Genomic DNA, 14,722 nt, shown 5'->3' with positions numbered 1-14,722 from the left:
CAATCGTCGTGGATGTCGTCGATTGTTGATCATTATCAAGTGCCGCTCAGGGAGAGCGGCGCAGGCTGGGCCAAGAGTCGGATCGCTCAGGAGAATGCTCATGGCCACCATGAAAGCCGCCATTTTTGTCGAGAACAATCGCATCGTGCTGGATGAAAAACCGATCCCCGAGGTCGGCCCGCTGGACGCTCTGGTCCGAATAACCACCACGACCATTTGCGGTACGGATGTACATATCCTGCGGGGCGAGTACCCGGTGGCGAAAGGGCTGACGGTCGGTCACGAGCCAGTGGGCATCATTGAGCGTCTGGGTTCGCAGGTGCGCGGATTCGCAGAAGGGCAGCGCGTGATTGCCGGCGCCATCACCCCCAGCGGTCAAAGTTATGCGTGCCTGTGTGGTTGTGGTTCTCAGGACGGGCCGGACACTCGCCATGGTTTCCGGGCCATCGGCGGGTGGAAATTCGGCAATACCATCGATGGCTGCCAAGCCGAGTACGTACTGGTGCCCGATGCCTTGGCCAATCTTTGCCCGATTCCCGATGGCCTCAGTGATGAGCAGGTACTCATGTGTCCGGACATCATGTCCACCGGTTTCTCAGGTGCCGAACGGGGTGAGGTGAGCATCGGCGACACCGTCGCGGTGTTTGCCCTGGGGCCCATCGGCCTGTGTGCGGTGGCCGGTGCCCGGCTCAAGGGCGCCAGCACGATCATCGGTGTCGATGCCGTGGCCGAGCGCATGACGGTGGCGCATCGTCTGGGAGCAACCCATGTCGTCAATTTCCGGGAGGGCGATGTGGTCGAGCAGATCATGGCCCTGACCGACGGGCGCGGCGTCGATGTCGCGATCGAGGCACTGGGCACGCAAGGCACCTTTGAATCGGCGTTGCGCGTGCTGCGTCCGGGCGGTCGATTGTCGAGCCTGGGCGTGTATTCGAGCAATCTGCACATACCGCTCGACGCCTTTGCCGCAGGGTTGGGCGATTACAGCATCGTTACCACCCTGTGCCCCGGCGGAAAAGAACGTATGCGGCGTTTGATGGCAGTTGTGCAGAGCGGCAGGGTTGACCTGTCACCGCTGGTGACTCACCGATTCAAACTGGATGACATCGAAGCGGCCTATGACTTGTTTGCGCACCAGCGTGACGGGGTGATGAAAGTGGCGATTACACCGTGAAGGTGACGGTGCGGCCAGCCCGTCGGCCAACTCACGGCAGGTGACGATGGCAGCCGGCGACCAACTGCTTGAGCCCGTCCATGTTCTGAATGGTGACGTCGCGGCCGGTGATTTCCACCAGCTCCAGGTCGCGCAGGTGGGCGATGCCGCGACAGACGGTTTCCAGGCGCAGGCCCAGGTAGGAGCCGATCTCCTCCCGACGCATCTTCAACACAAAGCAGCGGGACGAATAACCCCGGGAGTTCAAGCGTTGCGACAGGTTCAACAGGAACGCCGCGAGGCGTTCATCCGAATTCATGTTGCCCAGCATCATCAGCATGTCGTGATCGCGAACGATTTCCCGGCTGAGGATTTTGTTCAGGTTGTGCTGCAGTGACGGCAGCTCCCGGCTCAGTTTTTCCAGATGACCGAAATGGATGGGGCAGACTTCGCTGTCTTCCAGCGCGACCGCATCGCAGGTGTGCAGGTCCGAACTGATGGCGTCCAGACCGAGCATTTCACCGGCAATCTGGAATCCGGTGACTTGCTCGCGACCGTCGATCGACAGCACGCTGGTCTTGAACGACCCCCAGCCGCACGGCATAGAGCGAGCGTAAAGGATCACCGGCACGGTAGAGCGCAGCGCCTTTCTTGACCTTCAGTCGCTGGGTGATCAGCGTGTCCAGGCGCTCGATTTCCCCACCGCTCAAACCGAGCGGCAGACACAACTCCAGCACGCTGCAACTGGAGCACGCCGTTTTGAGTTGTTGATTGCGACAAGAGCGAGTTTCTGCCACCGAAAAGCCCTCACTTTCAGCCTGTTCAGCATAGTTCTCGGGTCGCCATTGGCACGGAAAAAACGTCGTCAAACGACGAATGGATCCGGGCTGTCAGACATTCACGTGCATCAGAAACCAGCCATGTATCAGTGTGGCGACGTCTCTCATTCAGTTGATAAAAATCAGTGATTCAGACGTGTGCCGCCAGATACTTGAACGGCAGCGTTTCCTGATTGTGGTCACACGCAGAGAAACTCACGCCCCTGTCGCTCTTTAGGAAATCAGGTTTGCAATCTTCAAGGTAAACGTTTCAGGGAGAGGCACGTGGTGCTCAAACTCAAACGCATTCTATTGATCGCCCCTGGTGAAATGACCCTGACCCCGGCGTTTGAGCGCGCCTGTGCGCTGGCTTGTGCAGGCGGAGCGCTGTTGCACATCGTCGCGTTCGATTATGTCCCGGTGCTGGCAGCGGCCGGACTGTTTGCGCCCGAGGCAATGGCCCGGGCGCGGGAAGGGTATCTGCAAGTGCATCGGCACTGGCTGGAGCAGCAGGCCCGCTTCAAACGATGCATCGGCCTGAACGTGACCACTGAAGTGGTCTGGGCCAGATCGAACCTGGCGCACGTGCTTGAGTACGTGAACGACTTTCATCCGGACCTGGTCGTCAAGGATACCCATTGCGTCCCGGCTCTCGACCGGGCTTTCCATCGCTCGCTGGACTGGCGCTTGCTGCGCGAATGTCCGGCACATCTGCATCTGGTGACTCGCGCCGGGCATGCCAGGCCAATGAAGATCCTTGCGGCGGTCGATCTGTCGCATCTGGAAGCACTGACGCGGGGGTTGAACGACCGGCTACTTGACCTTGCTTGCAGGCTGGCGGCCGATTGCGGCGCGGCGCTGCACCTGCTCAATGTCGGTTGCTGGGCGGTCATGGATGAGGGAACCGCAAGTGTGCCGACAGGCAGCCTGGACGACAGTCTGAAAGACGCAATCGAGGACGCCCAGCAAGAAGCTTTCGAAGCACTCGCCGAACGCTATGGCATCCCGAGTTCATGCAGACACTCGCTGACCGGCATCCCGCGCAAGGTCATCGGGCTGTTTGCCCGGCAGCACGCTTTTGACATGGTGGTTCTGGGGATGCTCTATCCCGACGGCAAACACCGGCTCATCGGCAGTACCGTCGAGAGCCTGTTGAACCAGGCTGCCTGCAGTCTGATGATCGTCAAGTCGCCGCAGCCCTCCGATTGAAAGTGAGCGTTGTCAGGTCAGCAGTTGATAAAAATCAACGGCTCCCGAGCCAAAAGGAGCGCTCAATAGTGCTCCTCCGAGCGTTCAAGGAAACGGCCATGCGAATCACATTTCTGGGTGCTGCGGGCACGGTGACGGGCAGCAAGTATTTGCTGGAACATCATGAGCAACATGTGCTGGTCGATTGCGGCCTGTTCCAGGGCTACAAGCAACTGCGATTGCACAACCGCGACCCGTTCCCGCTCCCTCCCGGCGGTCTTGACGCGATTGTGCTGACCCATGCCCATCTCGATCACAGCGGCTATCTGCCGGTATTGGTACGCAATGGTTATCGCGGCCCGGTCTACGCCACGCCAGCGACCTGTGAACTGGTAAAAATCCTGCTGCTGGACAGCGGTCGATTGCAGGAAGAGGAGGCTGAGTTCGCCAATCGGCATGGTTTCTCCAAGCACAATCCGGCGCTGCCGCTTTACACCGAACAAGACGCGGCACGCGCGTTGAAACTGTTGCGGCCGGTGGAGTTGCACCACAAGCTTCAAATTGTCCCCGGCATGACCATCGAACTGCGCTGCGCCGGGCATATTCTGGGCGCAGCGACGGTCACGGTAGTTGCCGACGGACAATCCCTGGTGTTTTCAGGGGATCTTGGTCGACCGGATGATCCCTTGATGTTCGCCCCGGAAACGGTCGAGCAAGCAGACTTTCTGCTGGTGGAGTCAACGTACGGCGACCGAAAGCATCCAGCCGAATCACCCCATCAACAGTTGGCCGAGGTCATTAACCGCACTGCGTTGCGCCGAGGCATCACGCTGGTGCCATCGTTCGCAGTCGGACGTGCCCAATTGCTGATGTATCACCTGTATCAATTGAAACGCACAAAAGCGATTCCGGATCTTCCTGTCTACCTGAACAGCCCCATGGCCACTGACGTCACGGGCCTGTATCAGCGATTTCGCAGCGAGCACAAATTGTCTGCGCAGGACTGCGACGGGATGTGCCATGTCGCGCAGTTTGTCCAGACGGTCCAGGACTCCAGAGAGCTTGATCAAATGCGCACGCCGGCGGTGATCATTGCTGCCAGCGGCATGGCGACGGGAGGGCGGGTTGTCCATCATCTCAAGGCGCTGGCTCCCAACGCGCTCAACACATTGTTGATGCCGGGCTTTCAGGCCGGTGGCACCCGTGGGGCGCAGATTGTCGCGGGCGCTCCCAGCGTACGCATCCATGGCAGGGACGTACCCATCAACGCCGAGGTGGTGCCCATGCAAACCCTGTCGGCGCATGCCGACGCCGATGAAATCATGCAGTGGTTGCGTGGATTCAAGCGGCCGCCGAAACACACCTTCGTGGTGCACGGTGAACCAAACGCTTCCGACACGCTGCGCCGCCGCATCAGCCTGGAACTGGGATGGCCGGTGTCGGTGCCGGAGTATCGCGACAGCGTGGATCTGGCTCGATTTGACTTCGATATGGATCGGCAGCGCTGACGCAGGGATTCCCCCAACCGTTTGCGGCGTGGATTGTTGATCATTATCAAGGGTCGGTCGCGTAGCCCGGCGCAGTCTGGTTCAGCGCCCACCCCCGGCAGATGACCGCGATGCTCGCCTGATGCCGAGGCGCTCAAGGTCATCGGCGACGGCCACTCATGGCGAGCTCACGACACTGCTTCGAGGGATGTAACGGTGACTGCATGTCGGATTGTCTTCGGCGATTGGAGGTGATCGATGAACATTGAAATCAGTGGACCAAGCGACGACCAATGGATCGTGCGAATGGATGCGTTCGTGGTCAGGTTTGACAGCAAGGTCGCTGCGCAATCTTTTGTCGATCAGCTCAAGGCAAGGATCGATGCGCCTCATGTGTGGCCAACAATTGTCGATACAGCGCCGTTTGCACGACCAGAGGTCGCGGGCGCCCGTGATCCCGTCGCGCTATGACCAACGCACTGGGTCTGGCCGGAGCCGCCGCGGCGCTGGGGATCGGCATGCTGGTCGGTCTGGAGCGCGAGCGGCACAAAGGGCGCGGCGACAGCCGTGCCTGCGCCGGGTTGCGCACATTTGCGATCACGGCGTTGCTGGGTTACGTCGCGATGCAAGTGGGCGGCGCGCTGCTGGTGGGCATTGTGGGCGGCTGTCTGGCGGTGCTGATCAGCGTGGCTTATTGGCGCAGCCTGAGCAGTGATCCAGGGGTAACCAGCGAAGTGGCCTTGCTTACGGTGCTGGTACTGGGCGCGCTGTGTGGTACAGCGCCGGAATTGGCAATCGCCGTTGGAGTGGTCATGGCGGGGCTGTTGGCTTACCGGCAGAAACTCCATCACTTCGCCCGCAGCCAGTTGAGCGAAGCGGAGATGCGCGACGGGCTGGTGCTGCTGATCGCAGCGCTGGTGGTGTTGCCGCTGACGCCTGACCGGTTCATCGGCCCCTACTCGGCGCTAAACCTGCGCACCCTTTGCACATTGACCGTGTTGCTGATGGCCGTCGGCGCCATCGGGCATATCGCCGTGCGCACGTTGGGGGTGCGCTACGGCTATGCGGTCAGCGCCATCGCCTCCGGTTTCGCCTCCAGCACCATGACGATCGCGGCGATGGGGCACATCGCCCGCAAAGACCCGGAGCACCTGAAGGTATTGAGTTCGGCGGCCCTGCTGTCGAACCTGGCCACGGCGGCGCAGGTCGCGCTGATCCTCGGCGCGGTCGACACCGCGCTGTTGCCGCACCTGTGGGGACCGTTGCTGGCCGGAATCATCGTTACGCTGCTGTTCAGTATGTGTTTGCTGTTCCCCAAACCTGCGGTCGCAGCGAACCAGCCGATCAAGGTCGGCGGGGCGTTCAATCTCAAACTCGCGCTGGCGGTCACGTTGACCATGGCCGGGGTGACGTTCTTGTCTTCGTTGATGCTCGACTACTTTGGCGAGGCGGGCGTGATGCTGACCGCCGTACTCAGCGGATTCGCCGATGCGCATTCTTCCACGGCTTCGATTGCCACCCTCGCCAAGGGCGGTCTGTTGGCTTACAGCGCCATTGCGCCACCCGTGCTGCTGGCGGTCAGCAGCAACGCATTGAGCAAATGCCTGGTGGCCTGGATCAGTGGCGGACGACGTTTTGCCGCGTATGTCATACCCGGCCAGATTCTGCTGACCGCTGCCATGTGGGCCGGTCTGCTGGTGAATCAAGCGACGATTTGACCGGACACTGACAAAAATCAAAGTGGTTGTCGGTAAAAGGGCCAGCGTGAGTTTAATTCCCTGCCATCGCTCAATGTCGAGGTGCACCATGTCACAGGAACCCCGCCTGCTGCTGATCGCTCCATCCGCCATGGACCACACGCCGGCATTCGATCGTGCCTTGGCATTGGCCCAGGCGCTGCAAAGACCGCTGCATATCGTGGCGTTCGATTATTTACAGGCACTGGCCGTGGCCGGACTGTTTGCCCCCGACCAGGTCGCAGTGGTCCGTGACGCCTACCTGGAGAAGCATCGCCATTGGCTCGAAGAACAGGCGACCCGGATGCGTGGACACGGGGTCGTCGTCACGAGCGAAGTGGTGTGGGTTCAGGACCCGTACGCGGAGATTGTGCAATTCATCAATGAAATGCCGCTGGTGATGATCATCAAGGATGCCCATGAAGAGTCGGCCCTGAAACGGGTGTTCTTCACCCCGCTGGACTGGCAACTGCTGCGCGACTGCCCGATTCCGGCACACTTGGTGACCAATGCCTTGAACCCACGCCCCCGTCATGTTCTGGCGATCATCGACGTGCTGCGCAGCGAAGATCAGGATCTGCTGTTCAACGACCAGATCATCGACGCGGCATCGAAGCTGGCCGAGGTGTGCAATGCCCGGCTGCAGTTATTGCACGTTTACGATTGGACCGCCGCGTATGCGCAAGACTACGGTTTCGGCGCGTTACCGCTGGCCACCGGCATCTACGAGGCATTGGGGACGGCACAGCATGAGGCGTTTGCCGCGATGGCCGAGCGTCACGGCGTGTCGACGGACTGTCGCCATTTCATCGAAGGTGTGCCGGTGCCGGCCATTTGCCGATTCGTCGAAGAGCAGAATGTCGACGTCATCGTCGCGGGTACGGTGCAGCACAGAGGCATGAGCAAACGGCTGGGCACCACCGCCGAACAGCTCCTGCACCGGGCACCGTGCAGTGTGTTGGCGATCAAGCCGGGCAGGGGGCTTTAGCGCCGAAGCGCCGGCGATCGCCCGTTTGGACGATCGCCGGCCGCAGAGGCTACAAATTCAGGCTGTGAATGACCTGGCGAGGATCTTCAGGATCGCTGTTCCGTTCAAACCCCAACGTCCGGGCCAGGTCCCGCATTTGGGCGTTGCTGGCGGCATCGACCGAGTACATTCGGTGCATTCCATTCTTGCGCGCCGCCGTGATCAAGTGCTCCATCAATAATGTCCCCAACCCCAGATGCGTCCATTCATCGGCAACGGTAACGGCGCATTCGCACTCGTGTTCACCCGTGGCGGCATAGCGGCTTACGCCGATTTCGATCAATTGACCGTTGTCGTGCACCAGCGCTACATAAGCCAGGCGCAGGCGATTATCGGTGTCCATCAATTGGTCCAGCATCGTGCCCGACGGTTCATTGATCTGCGCCAGAAAGCGCATATGTCGCGACTCGGGAGACAAGCGTTTGATGAACGCATATTCGCGTTCCCGATCCTTTTCCGAAAGAGGCCGGATCAGTACATGACGACCGTCCTTGAGTGCTTCGATCCAGTGTTGGCCGGCGATCGAGGCATAGGCAACGGCGGCTCGTTCGTTGTGGTCTTTGACGGTGAGCATGAGGAGAACCTCCCTGCGGTTTTGGAGACGGGCACGGGACACAGCGCCCCGCAGTCGCTTTCTTTCTACGCCGCTCGAAGGGCAGGAATCTGATCTGGGTCAGAGACCGGCGATGTTGAATCGTCCGGAGTTGATGTAAATCAACTGCGCGCCGGCAGTCAGGCTCAGTCTCAAAGCCTGTGGTTGTCTTGCGGAGGTGTGTGATGGGGCAATATCAACGTTTGCTGCTGGTCGCCGACCGAACCCTGCATCAGACGCCCGCCATGCTGCGCGCAGTGGCGCTGGCCAAGGCGAGCGGGGCGGCGCTGGATGTTCGGGTATTCACTGAGCCGGCCCCGGTTGTCCGGCTGTGGGAGGACAAAATCGACGAGGCCGGCTATCAGCGATACCTGCGTCACCATCGTCGCTGGGTTGCCGATCAGCTTGAACAACTTTCAGGACAGGGATTGGAGGTGACAGTGGAGGTGGTGTTCACCACGCACCCGCAACTGGACATTTTGCGGGCTGTCGCAGACCTCAATCCTGATGTGTTGATCAGGGACGTGGCGATGGAACCCCTGCTTAAACGGGTTTTCATCACGCCGCTGGATTGCCATTTGCTGCGCGAGTGCCCCGTGCCCGTGCATCTGGTCAACGAGGTCCGTTACAGCCTGCCGCATCGCATCGTCGCGGCCGTGGATCCGTTCGATCCAGAGACCCAGATCAGCGGTCTGAATGACACCATCATTCAGACCGCCAACGCGCTGGCCGCGCAATGTGACGCGCCCATGCACCTGCTCTACGCTTATGACCTGTCACCGGCATTCAATGGCGATGCGCCGTTGGTCGGTGCCGGCTGGGGAATGGATTTTGTCGAGGAGCTGCGGCAGTCCCTGCATCAGGCGTTCATCAATCTGGCTGAACGCTATGAGATTCCACCCGAGCGACGCCATTTTGTGATGGGGCTGCCGGTGCCGGTCATCAGCGAGTTTGTCGAGCAATACGTGGCGGATGTGGTCGTGATGGGCACCGTACACCGGACCGGTATCGATCGATTGATCGGCAGCACTACCGAACGGGCATTGTATTCGGTACCCGGTAGCATTCTGGCAGTGGGGCCGGGCGTCAGAGCCGGCGTAGACAGTCACTCAGCTGACGAGAGGTTGCCATGAGCCAGTATCAGCGGTTGCTGCTGATCATCAATCCGCTCCTGCGCGAGTCCGGCGCGATCAATCATGCAGCAGCGCTGGCCAGGGCCAGCGGCGCGCGTTTGCACATATTGGCGCTGATTCCTTCGCCCGAAGGTTTGTCGCTGCTGGAAACAGGCAACCGGCAACAGGCGCGCGAGGCATTTCTTCAGGATCATCGGCAAACGCTGGAGGCCCGGGCGGTCAATCTGCGCGGCAGGCGGATCGAGGTGACCATCGAAGTGAAATGGGCCGCTGATGTGGAGCAGCGCATCCTTGATCACGTCAAAGCGTATGAGCCCGATCTGCTGATCAAGGAAATCGAACAGGTGTCGGCCCTCAGACGCGCGTTTTACACGCCGCTGGACTGGCAATTACTGCGCGATTGTCCGGTACCTGTCTATCTGGTGGGCGGAAGCGGCTATGTATTGCCTCGCAAAGTGCTGGCGGCGGTCGAGGTGTCGGATATCGAGTCCGCCGACAACTCGTTGAACGAGCAGATCATCCGGCAGGCCAATGCCCTGGCCATTCAGTGCGACGCCGAGTTGCACTTGCTCTATGCCTGCGATATTTCCGCCGGGTACCTGGCGGACATGGGCGGATTGCCGCTGGCCGAGCTGACCCGGTCACTGCGCGAGGACCTGCAAAAATCGTTTCTTCGACTGGCCGGGCATTTCGGTGTGGCCTCCAGTCAGCGCCACTTCATTGAAGGCCGGCCAGTCACCGTGCTGAGCGAGTTCGCCGACGAGCAGCATGTCGATGTCATCGTGATGGGCAGGGTTCGCAAGCGGGGTCTGAGCAAGTGGTTGGGCAGTACCACCGAGCACATCCTTTATCAGGTGCCTTGCTGCGTTCTGGCGGTTTGACGAGGTTTGCCGAGCTGTCGGCAGGCGGGAGGCGTCGGACACGTCGCCATCCAGCTCGCCAAAGCGATGGGCGCCAAAGTGTTCACCACCGCGCGAAGCAAACGCCGAGTTCGTTCGCCGCATGGGCGCCGATGTGATCATTGACTACGAAAAGGAAGACTACGTCGACGCCGTCCTGCGAGAAACCGATGGCCTCGGAGTGGACGTGGTGTTCGACACCATCGGCGGCGACTCCCTGTCGCGCAGCCCTGACGCCCTCGCACAACTAGGCCGCGTGGTCTCGATCGTTGACATCGCCAAACCACAAAACCTGGTCCAGGCCTGGGGCAAGAACGCGAGTTATCACTTCGTTTTCACCCGCCAGAACCGCGGCAAGCTCGATGAATTGAGTGCCCTGGTGGAGCGCGGTCAACTTCGGCCCCATGTTGGCGCGGTGTATTCGCTTGCGGAGATTGCGCTGGCCCATGCGCGGTTGGAAAGTCCCAATAGCGGTCTTCAAGGAAAGATTGCGATTACGGTCGTGCCGGCGCTTCGTTCGGGATCTGTGGGGGATGCGTCATGATTTATGAGATTGCCTTGCTGCCTGTTCATGCAGAACGTCGTGAAGCGTTCAGACGTGCATTTACCGAGGTTGCACCTTTACTCCGCCGCGCGAACGGGTACGGCGGGCACATGTTGGCGCAGGGGATTGAAACGCCTGAGCGGTTCAATTTGATTGTGCGGTGGGAATCGCTTGAGGCTCATACAGAGTTTGAGGCAGGGGAGGATCACAGGATTTTTATGCTGGGGCTGGAGGGGTATTTTTCGGAGGAGCCACAGGTTTATCACATTGAGGGGGCGGCTTTTAATGCCCGTGAAGGTGATGGGGATCTTTGGCCCGGAAACTGAATCACGAGTCCTTCAGTAAAAGGCAGCAGATTCATTACCTGAATCTGCTCCCTTTTTTTGTTCGATGAATTCAGCCGTTGGCCTCTGCTCTCTTTTCCGCCGTCACGATGCAAGCCTTGTAGAAATTGTTCTGGAAATCGCTGATCGATTTCTGCTGCTGGCTCTCGGTTGAGTACTGAGGAATCGCGTACGCCTCGCGGATCAACGTCCTGAACAGCTCACCCACATACTCGCTTTGCTTGCCTGCCGCTTCGGCCAGTTCCGACAGCGAAGCCATGGGCACGCCTTGCTGCCTGCTCTTCATGACCTGTTTGGCCGAGTTTTCTATTCGTTGGCACTCTTCGAGCTCTTCCTGCGGCACAGGAGAGGCAAGAGCGGAAAAACTGATGGCGAAGGTTATTGCTGCTGCAAGGCATTGTTTGCGCACGAAGTGTCGTCCCTGGTTTTGAGGCTGAACATTATCATTCGGCACTCAGTGGCACCAAGGCCGGTGAGAGTAGAGCGGAAATGGAAAGGTCTCCTGTTGTTTCTTAATGGTGTCTGTTGTTTCGAAGCATCTCCAGACCGGCTCCAGGCTCCATGACCTATTTCGAACTAAGAGACAGGTTGCGAGCGGGGCGTCAAGATTGCCAAGGCAATCGCCACGATGAAGAGCGCCGGCACATCACCTGCCAAGTGCCCCATCTGCCCAGGCTGGGTGGCCGCCTGGACGGCCATGATTGCTCCGTGCACGACGCTGGACCACACGGTTAACCAGATCAGGCTCAGATTGGCTAACGGATCACGTGCGGCCAGGATCAAGAACACGCCCAGTGTGGCGTAGATGCCAACGATCATCAGCGGGTAGTCTGAGTGGCCGATGTGCCAGGCCCAACCAGACGGCCAGAACACCATGAGTGGATAGAGGGCAAGGCACGCGAAGCCAGCCAGAACCAGAACAACGCGCAAAAACCTGAGGCGATCAATTACGGTCATGGAGAAATTCTCTTTGGGCCCGCTCTAAATCAACCACGTGTGGCGTGATGACGCCTTCACGAGCCTGGTGGATAAGGTTTTCCTTTTCTGTCGTCTACCGCTGACGTGTCCTATCGCCTTGCCTTGCGGATTGAAAACGCGCACACCGTCGAGTTTTCCAGGTCGGCCTCTGGGTCACCGTTGCCGCCCCAGCCACACCACAGATTGGGTAACCGGCCGGTATTGACGTTATGAAGTGATTATTTCAACGGCAGAAGTTGCCAGCCGCTCCCCGTTAACCATCACATGCACTGCATGCTCCCCCGCATAGTGTTTCCTCGTAGTGAAATCCTTGATCACCTGCCGCCGCGCCACAACCTCACTTCCAAACCCCGCCAAATCCAAGGTTTTCAACTTGAAAACCTTGGCCGACGTCCCGCCATTGGCCTTCACATAGTCAATCGCATAATCAATCACCAACCGCTGTTCAACGGGCACCAACGATCGAACGGTAAACGATAAAGTAATCGTCTCCCCAAGCCGCACAACCGCCGGTTCCACCTTCACATCCAATAACTCGACCTCAGCCTTTGCCCCAGCACCGATAACCGCGAGCGCCCGCAATTCCCCCTGTTTGATCAAACTCCGCAACGCATGTTTGGCAATCCAGGCTGTGTGCTTGTTATCCAGCGACCATCCTTCAACTGTGTCCAGCACCCAATCCGGATGCTCTTTGGTCACGTCATTCAAATGATTCGCCACGGACTTGCGCACGTACAAACTTTCATCGGCCTTCAACCGGTCAAGAATCCCGGCTGCCAACAGGGGATCAGCCTGCACCGGTTCCAGCCGAAACGACCAAGGCAGGCGCGGACGACTGCCTTCGCTGGCCAGTCTTCGGACATGGTGGTTTTCATCTCGCGCCCAGTCGTGCATCAGTTCCAGCGAACGTTCCAGGTCGCTGCGCAGGAAATGGCGGATGGCGAATTCGGAGGAGCCGAAGGTGGTGAAGTACTTCAGGGCTTCCATCGAGGTATCGAACGCGTGCGCGCCGTAGCTCGCGACATAGTGCGGCAGGCACATGCTGACGAAGCCGCTGTTCAGTCGCGGGGCAAGTTCGCGCAGGACGGCGATGGAGTCTGCGTAATCCAGCGGCAGCACGTGGTGCAGGCTTTCGCTGACGCGGGCCATGCGCTGCATGACAGAGAGGTCGGCGAGGCCGTCGTTGGCATGCTTGAGAAATACCTTGGCCTTGAACGCCGGGTACACGGCGCTCATTTCTGTAGCGATGTGTTGCAGACGTTCGGCGTTGAAGATTTCTTTCAGGGCCGGGGCGGCGGTTTCGGTGGTGCTCATGGTCAGGTCATCGGGGTGCTGATGAACGCCTGGGTGCTTTCGGCGTACGCGGTGTATTGGGCGATGCGCGGGAAGCGCTCCGCGTCGATCTGGTCGGGGACGACGAGGCCGGTGAAGCTCCAGGCGACGGCGAGGGTAATGCCGTTCTGTTGGAGGGGGCCGTCGGTGGGCAACGGGTGTTTTTCGAGTTCGTGTTCAATGGCGGCGAAGGCGGCGGCGAGTTGGCCTTCGACGCGTTCGACCCACGGCTGGTATTGAATGTCGGCCGGGCGCATGTTGCGTTCGTAGTAGAGCTGCACGGCTTTTTCGCAGGCGGCGAGACCGAGGCCGATCAGGCGCAGGGCTTTGACCCGTTGCGTCAGGTCTGCAGTTAGCAGGGTTTTGCCGGACAGGGCTTCGAGATAGTCGAGGATCAAGGTTGAGTCGATCAGTACTTCGCCGTCATCAAGTACCAGGGTCGGCGCCTTGACCACCGGGTTGATCTGCTGGAAGCGCTCGAAGTGACGGAACACCGAGACCGGGTCGTGTTCCAGTTCGATCCCCAGGCATTTGGCGGAGATCGCCACGCGGCGCACGTAAGGGGAGTCCAGCATGCCGATCAGTTTCATGACGCGTTCCTTCAAGTCGAACCGGAGAGGGCATAACGTAGCTGAGGTTGGGGGGATTTGTCAGTCTTTGAGAAGGGGCTGGTTTCGCGGTCAATGATCGTAACGAATTGCGACAAAGCGCCGCTCGTCCGACGTTTGTCTTCTATATACAGCCGCTCGACTGAATTTCTTGCTATAAACGCACTCCGATGAGCGCTGTGAAGCTTGTGTCAGAGCAGTTTCCGAGCCTTGTCGGACAAATTCCCGGTATTTACAGTTGCTGAGGCCTCAAACGGGCCTTAGACTGCCGCCCCTTCGTAAATTGAGTGCCGGGTGGCGTTTGCAATAAACGATGCCTTTCCGATGACCGCAGGCGGTTCGCCGGAACGCTCCCTAATTCGCCTTAATGCACGTTTTTTATAGAGATATCAATGACAAAGGACAAGTTGCTGGCCATGCCGGCAGATGACTACATGAATGCCGAGCAACACGCTTTCTTTCAAGAGCTGTTGCAGAACATGAAAGTCGAAACCCATGAGCGCATTGAGCAGAACCGTATTGCCATCGAAAGCCTGGACACCCCGGCTGACCCGGCGGACGCCGCATCGGTGGAAGAAGAGCGCACCTGGCTGGTGAACGCGATTGATCGCGACCAGCGCATGCTGCCGCAACTCGAGCAGGCCCTTGAGCGTATCAAGGAAGACAGCTTTGGCTGGTGCGACGACAGCGGCGAGCCGATCGGCCTGAAACGCTTGCTGATCAGCCCTACCACCAAGTACTGCATCGAAGCTCAAGAGCGTCACGAGCAGATCGACAAGCACCAGCGTCAGGCCTGATTCCTGAGGCGGCCCCTTCGCTGTGGGTCGTCGCGAAAAGATCGCAGCCTTTTGCAGTTTCTCAGTGAACTGCAAAAGTCTGCGAT

At 59.4% G+C, this 14,722-nt stretch carries 15 protein-coding genes and 2 pseudogenes; 11 read left to right on the top strand and 6 right to left on the bottom strand.

Going from position 1 to position 14,722, the window contains the following annotated elements; all coding sequences use genetic code 11:
- Positions 1-100 precede the first annotated feature (100 nt).
- Complete coding sequence (locus CAF73_RS20575; protein ID WP_085698221.1) at positions 101-1,174, top strand: NAD(P)-dependent alcohol dehydrogenase; 1,074 nt, start codon at positions 101-103, stop codon at positions 1,172-1,174.
- A gap of 31 nt (positions 1,175-1,205) precedes the next feature.
- Here CAF73_RS20575 and fnr read toward each other — a convergent pair.
- Positions 1,206-1,950 (bottom strand): annotated as a pseudogene (fnr, locus tag CAF73_RS20570) (fumarate/nitrate reduction transcriptional regulator Fnr).
- A 309-nt stretch (positions 1,951-2,259) separates the two neighbouring features.
- Between fnr and CAF73_RS20565 the strand changes: the two are divergent.
- The 5 genes from CAF73_RS20565 to CAF73_RS20545 all read left to right on the top strand — a co-directional run bounded on the left by CAF73_RS20565 (position 2,260) and on the right by CAF73_RS20545 (position 7,370).
- Positions 2,260-3,180 (top strand): universal stress protein, encoded by a 921-nt coding sequence (locus tag CAF73_RS20565; protein ID WP_085703666.1) that lies wholly within the window; start codon positions 2,260-2,262, stop codon positions 3,178-3,180.
- A 98-nt stretch (positions 3,181-3,278) separates the two neighbouring features.
- Positions 3,279-4,667: an MBL fold metallo-hydrolase RNA specificity domain-containing protein gene (locus CAF73_RS20560; protein WP_085703646.1), complete on the top strand. Its 1,389-nt coding sequence runs from the start codon at positions 3,279-3,281 to the stop codon at positions 4,665-4,667.
- 237 nt (positions 4,668-4,904) lie between these two features.
- Positions 4,905-5,117 (top strand): hypothetical protein, encoded by a 213-nt coding sequence (locus CAF73_RS20555; protein WP_085703645.1) that lies wholly within the window; start codon positions 4,905-4,907, stop codon positions 5,115-5,117.
- The gene (locus tag CAF73_RS20550; protein ID WP_085687698.1) at positions 5,114-6,364 is read left to right on the top strand and encodes a DUF4010 domain-containing protein; all 1,251 of its coding nucleotides are present in this window, start codon (positions 5,114-5,116) and stop codon (positions 6,362-6,364) included. The genes CAF73_RS20555 and CAF73_RS20550 overlap by 4 nt, the downstream gene beginning before the upstream one ends.
- Positions 6,365-6,452: 88 nt before the next feature.
- Complete coding sequence (locus CAF73_RS20545; protein WP_085703644.1) at positions 6,453-7,370, top strand: universal stress protein; 918 nt, start codon at positions 6,453-6,455, stop codon at positions 7,368-7,370.
- A gap of 49 nt (positions 7,371-7,419) precedes the next feature.
- On the opposite strand, the gene CAF73_RS20540 is transcribed toward CAF73_RS20545, so the two are convergent.
- Positions 7,420-7,983 carry a GNAT family N-acetyltransferase gene (locus CAF73_RS20540; RefSeq protein ID WP_085698225.1) on the bottom strand — a complete coding sequence of 188 codons (564 nt, stop codon included), beginning with the start codon at positions 7,981-7,983 and terminating at the stop codon, positions 7,420-7,422.
- A 203-nt stretch (positions 7,984-8,186) separates the two neighbouring features.
- Between CAF73_RS20540 and CAF73_RS20535 the strand changes: the two genes are divergently transcribed.
- From CAF73_RS20535 to CAF73_RS20520, 4 genes and pseudogenes are all read left to right on the top strand, one after another.
- Positions 8,187-9,134 carry a universal stress protein gene (locus CAF73_RS20535; protein WP_085703643.1) on the top strand — a complete coding sequence of 316 codons (948 nt, stop codon included), beginning with the start codon at positions 8,187-8,189 and terminating at the stop codon, positions 9,132-9,134.
- A complete protein-coding gene (locus CAF73_RS20530) occupies positions 9,131-10,015 on the top strand; it encodes a universal stress protein (RefSeq protein WP_085703642.1) in 885 nt (294 codons plus the stop codon). Before CAF73_RS20535 ends, CAF73_RS20530 begins: the two co-directional genes overlap by 4 nt.
- Before the next feature lie 24 nt (positions 10,016-10,039).
- Positions 10,040-10,577 (top strand): annotated as a pseudogene (locus tag CAF73_RS20525) (zinc-binding dehydrogenase); the annotation flags it as partial.
- Positions 10,574-10,903: an antibiotic biosynthesis monooxygenase gene (locus CAF73_RS20520; RefSeq protein ID WP_085703641.1), complete on the top strand. Its 330-nt coding sequence runs from the start codon at positions 10,574-10,576 to the stop codon at positions 10,901-10,903. The pseudogene CAF73_RS20525 and the gene CAF73_RS20520, both read left to right, overlap by 4 nt.
- 70 nt (positions 10,904-10,973) lie before the next feature.
- On the opposite strand, the gene CAF73_RS20515 is transcribed toward CAF73_RS20520, so the two are convergent.
- From CAF73_RS20515 to CAF73_RS20500, 4 genes are all read right to left on the bottom strand, one after another.
- The gene (locus CAF73_RS20515) at positions 10,974-11,330 is read right to left on the bottom strand and encodes a hypothetical protein (protein ID WP_085703640.1); all 357 of its coding nucleotides are present in this window, start codon (positions 11,328-11,330) and stop codon (positions 10,974-10,976) included.
- Positions 11,331-11,497: 167 nt separating this feature from the next.
- On the bottom strand, positions 11,498-11,878 hold the full coding sequence (locus CAF73_RS20510; protein ID WP_085703639.1) for a DUF6632 domain-containing protein: 381 nt from the start codon (positions 11,876-11,878) through the stop codon (positions 11,498-11,500).
- A 228-nt stretch (positions 11,879-12,106) separates the two neighbouring features.
- Positions 12,107-13,213 carry a DNA alkylation repair protein gene (locus tag CAF73_RS20505; RefSeq protein WP_085703638.1) on the bottom strand — a complete coding sequence of 369 codons (1,107 nt, stop codon included), beginning with the start codon at positions 13,211-13,213 and terminating at the stop codon, positions 12,107-12,109.
- Positions 13,214-13,215: 2 nt separating this feature from the next.
- Positions 13,216-13,821: a glutathione S-transferase gene (locus tag CAF73_RS20500; protein ID WP_085703637.1), complete on the bottom strand. Its 606-nt coding sequence runs from the start codon at positions 13,819-13,821 to the stop codon at positions 13,216-13,218.
- Positions 13,822-14,231: 410 nt separating this feature from the next.
- Between CAF73_RS20500 and CAF73_RS20495 the strand changes: the two genes are divergently transcribed.
- Positions 14,232-14,636 (top strand): TraR/DksA C4-type zinc finger protein, encoded by a 405-nt coding sequence (locus CAF73_RS20495; protein ID WP_039767046.1) that lies wholly within the window; start codon positions 14,232-14,234, stop codon positions 14,634-14,636.
- Positions 14,637-14,722: the final 86 nt, after the last annotated feature.

Source organism: Pseudomonas sp. B15(2017) (assembly GCF_002113215.1).
Classification (GTDB): Bacteria; Pseudomonadota; Gammaproteobacteria; order Pseudomonadales; family Pseudomonadaceae; genus Aquipseudomonas.
Note: the sequence above shows the minus strand (reverse complement) of the source record. Positions and strands in the feature narration are given on the sequence as shown.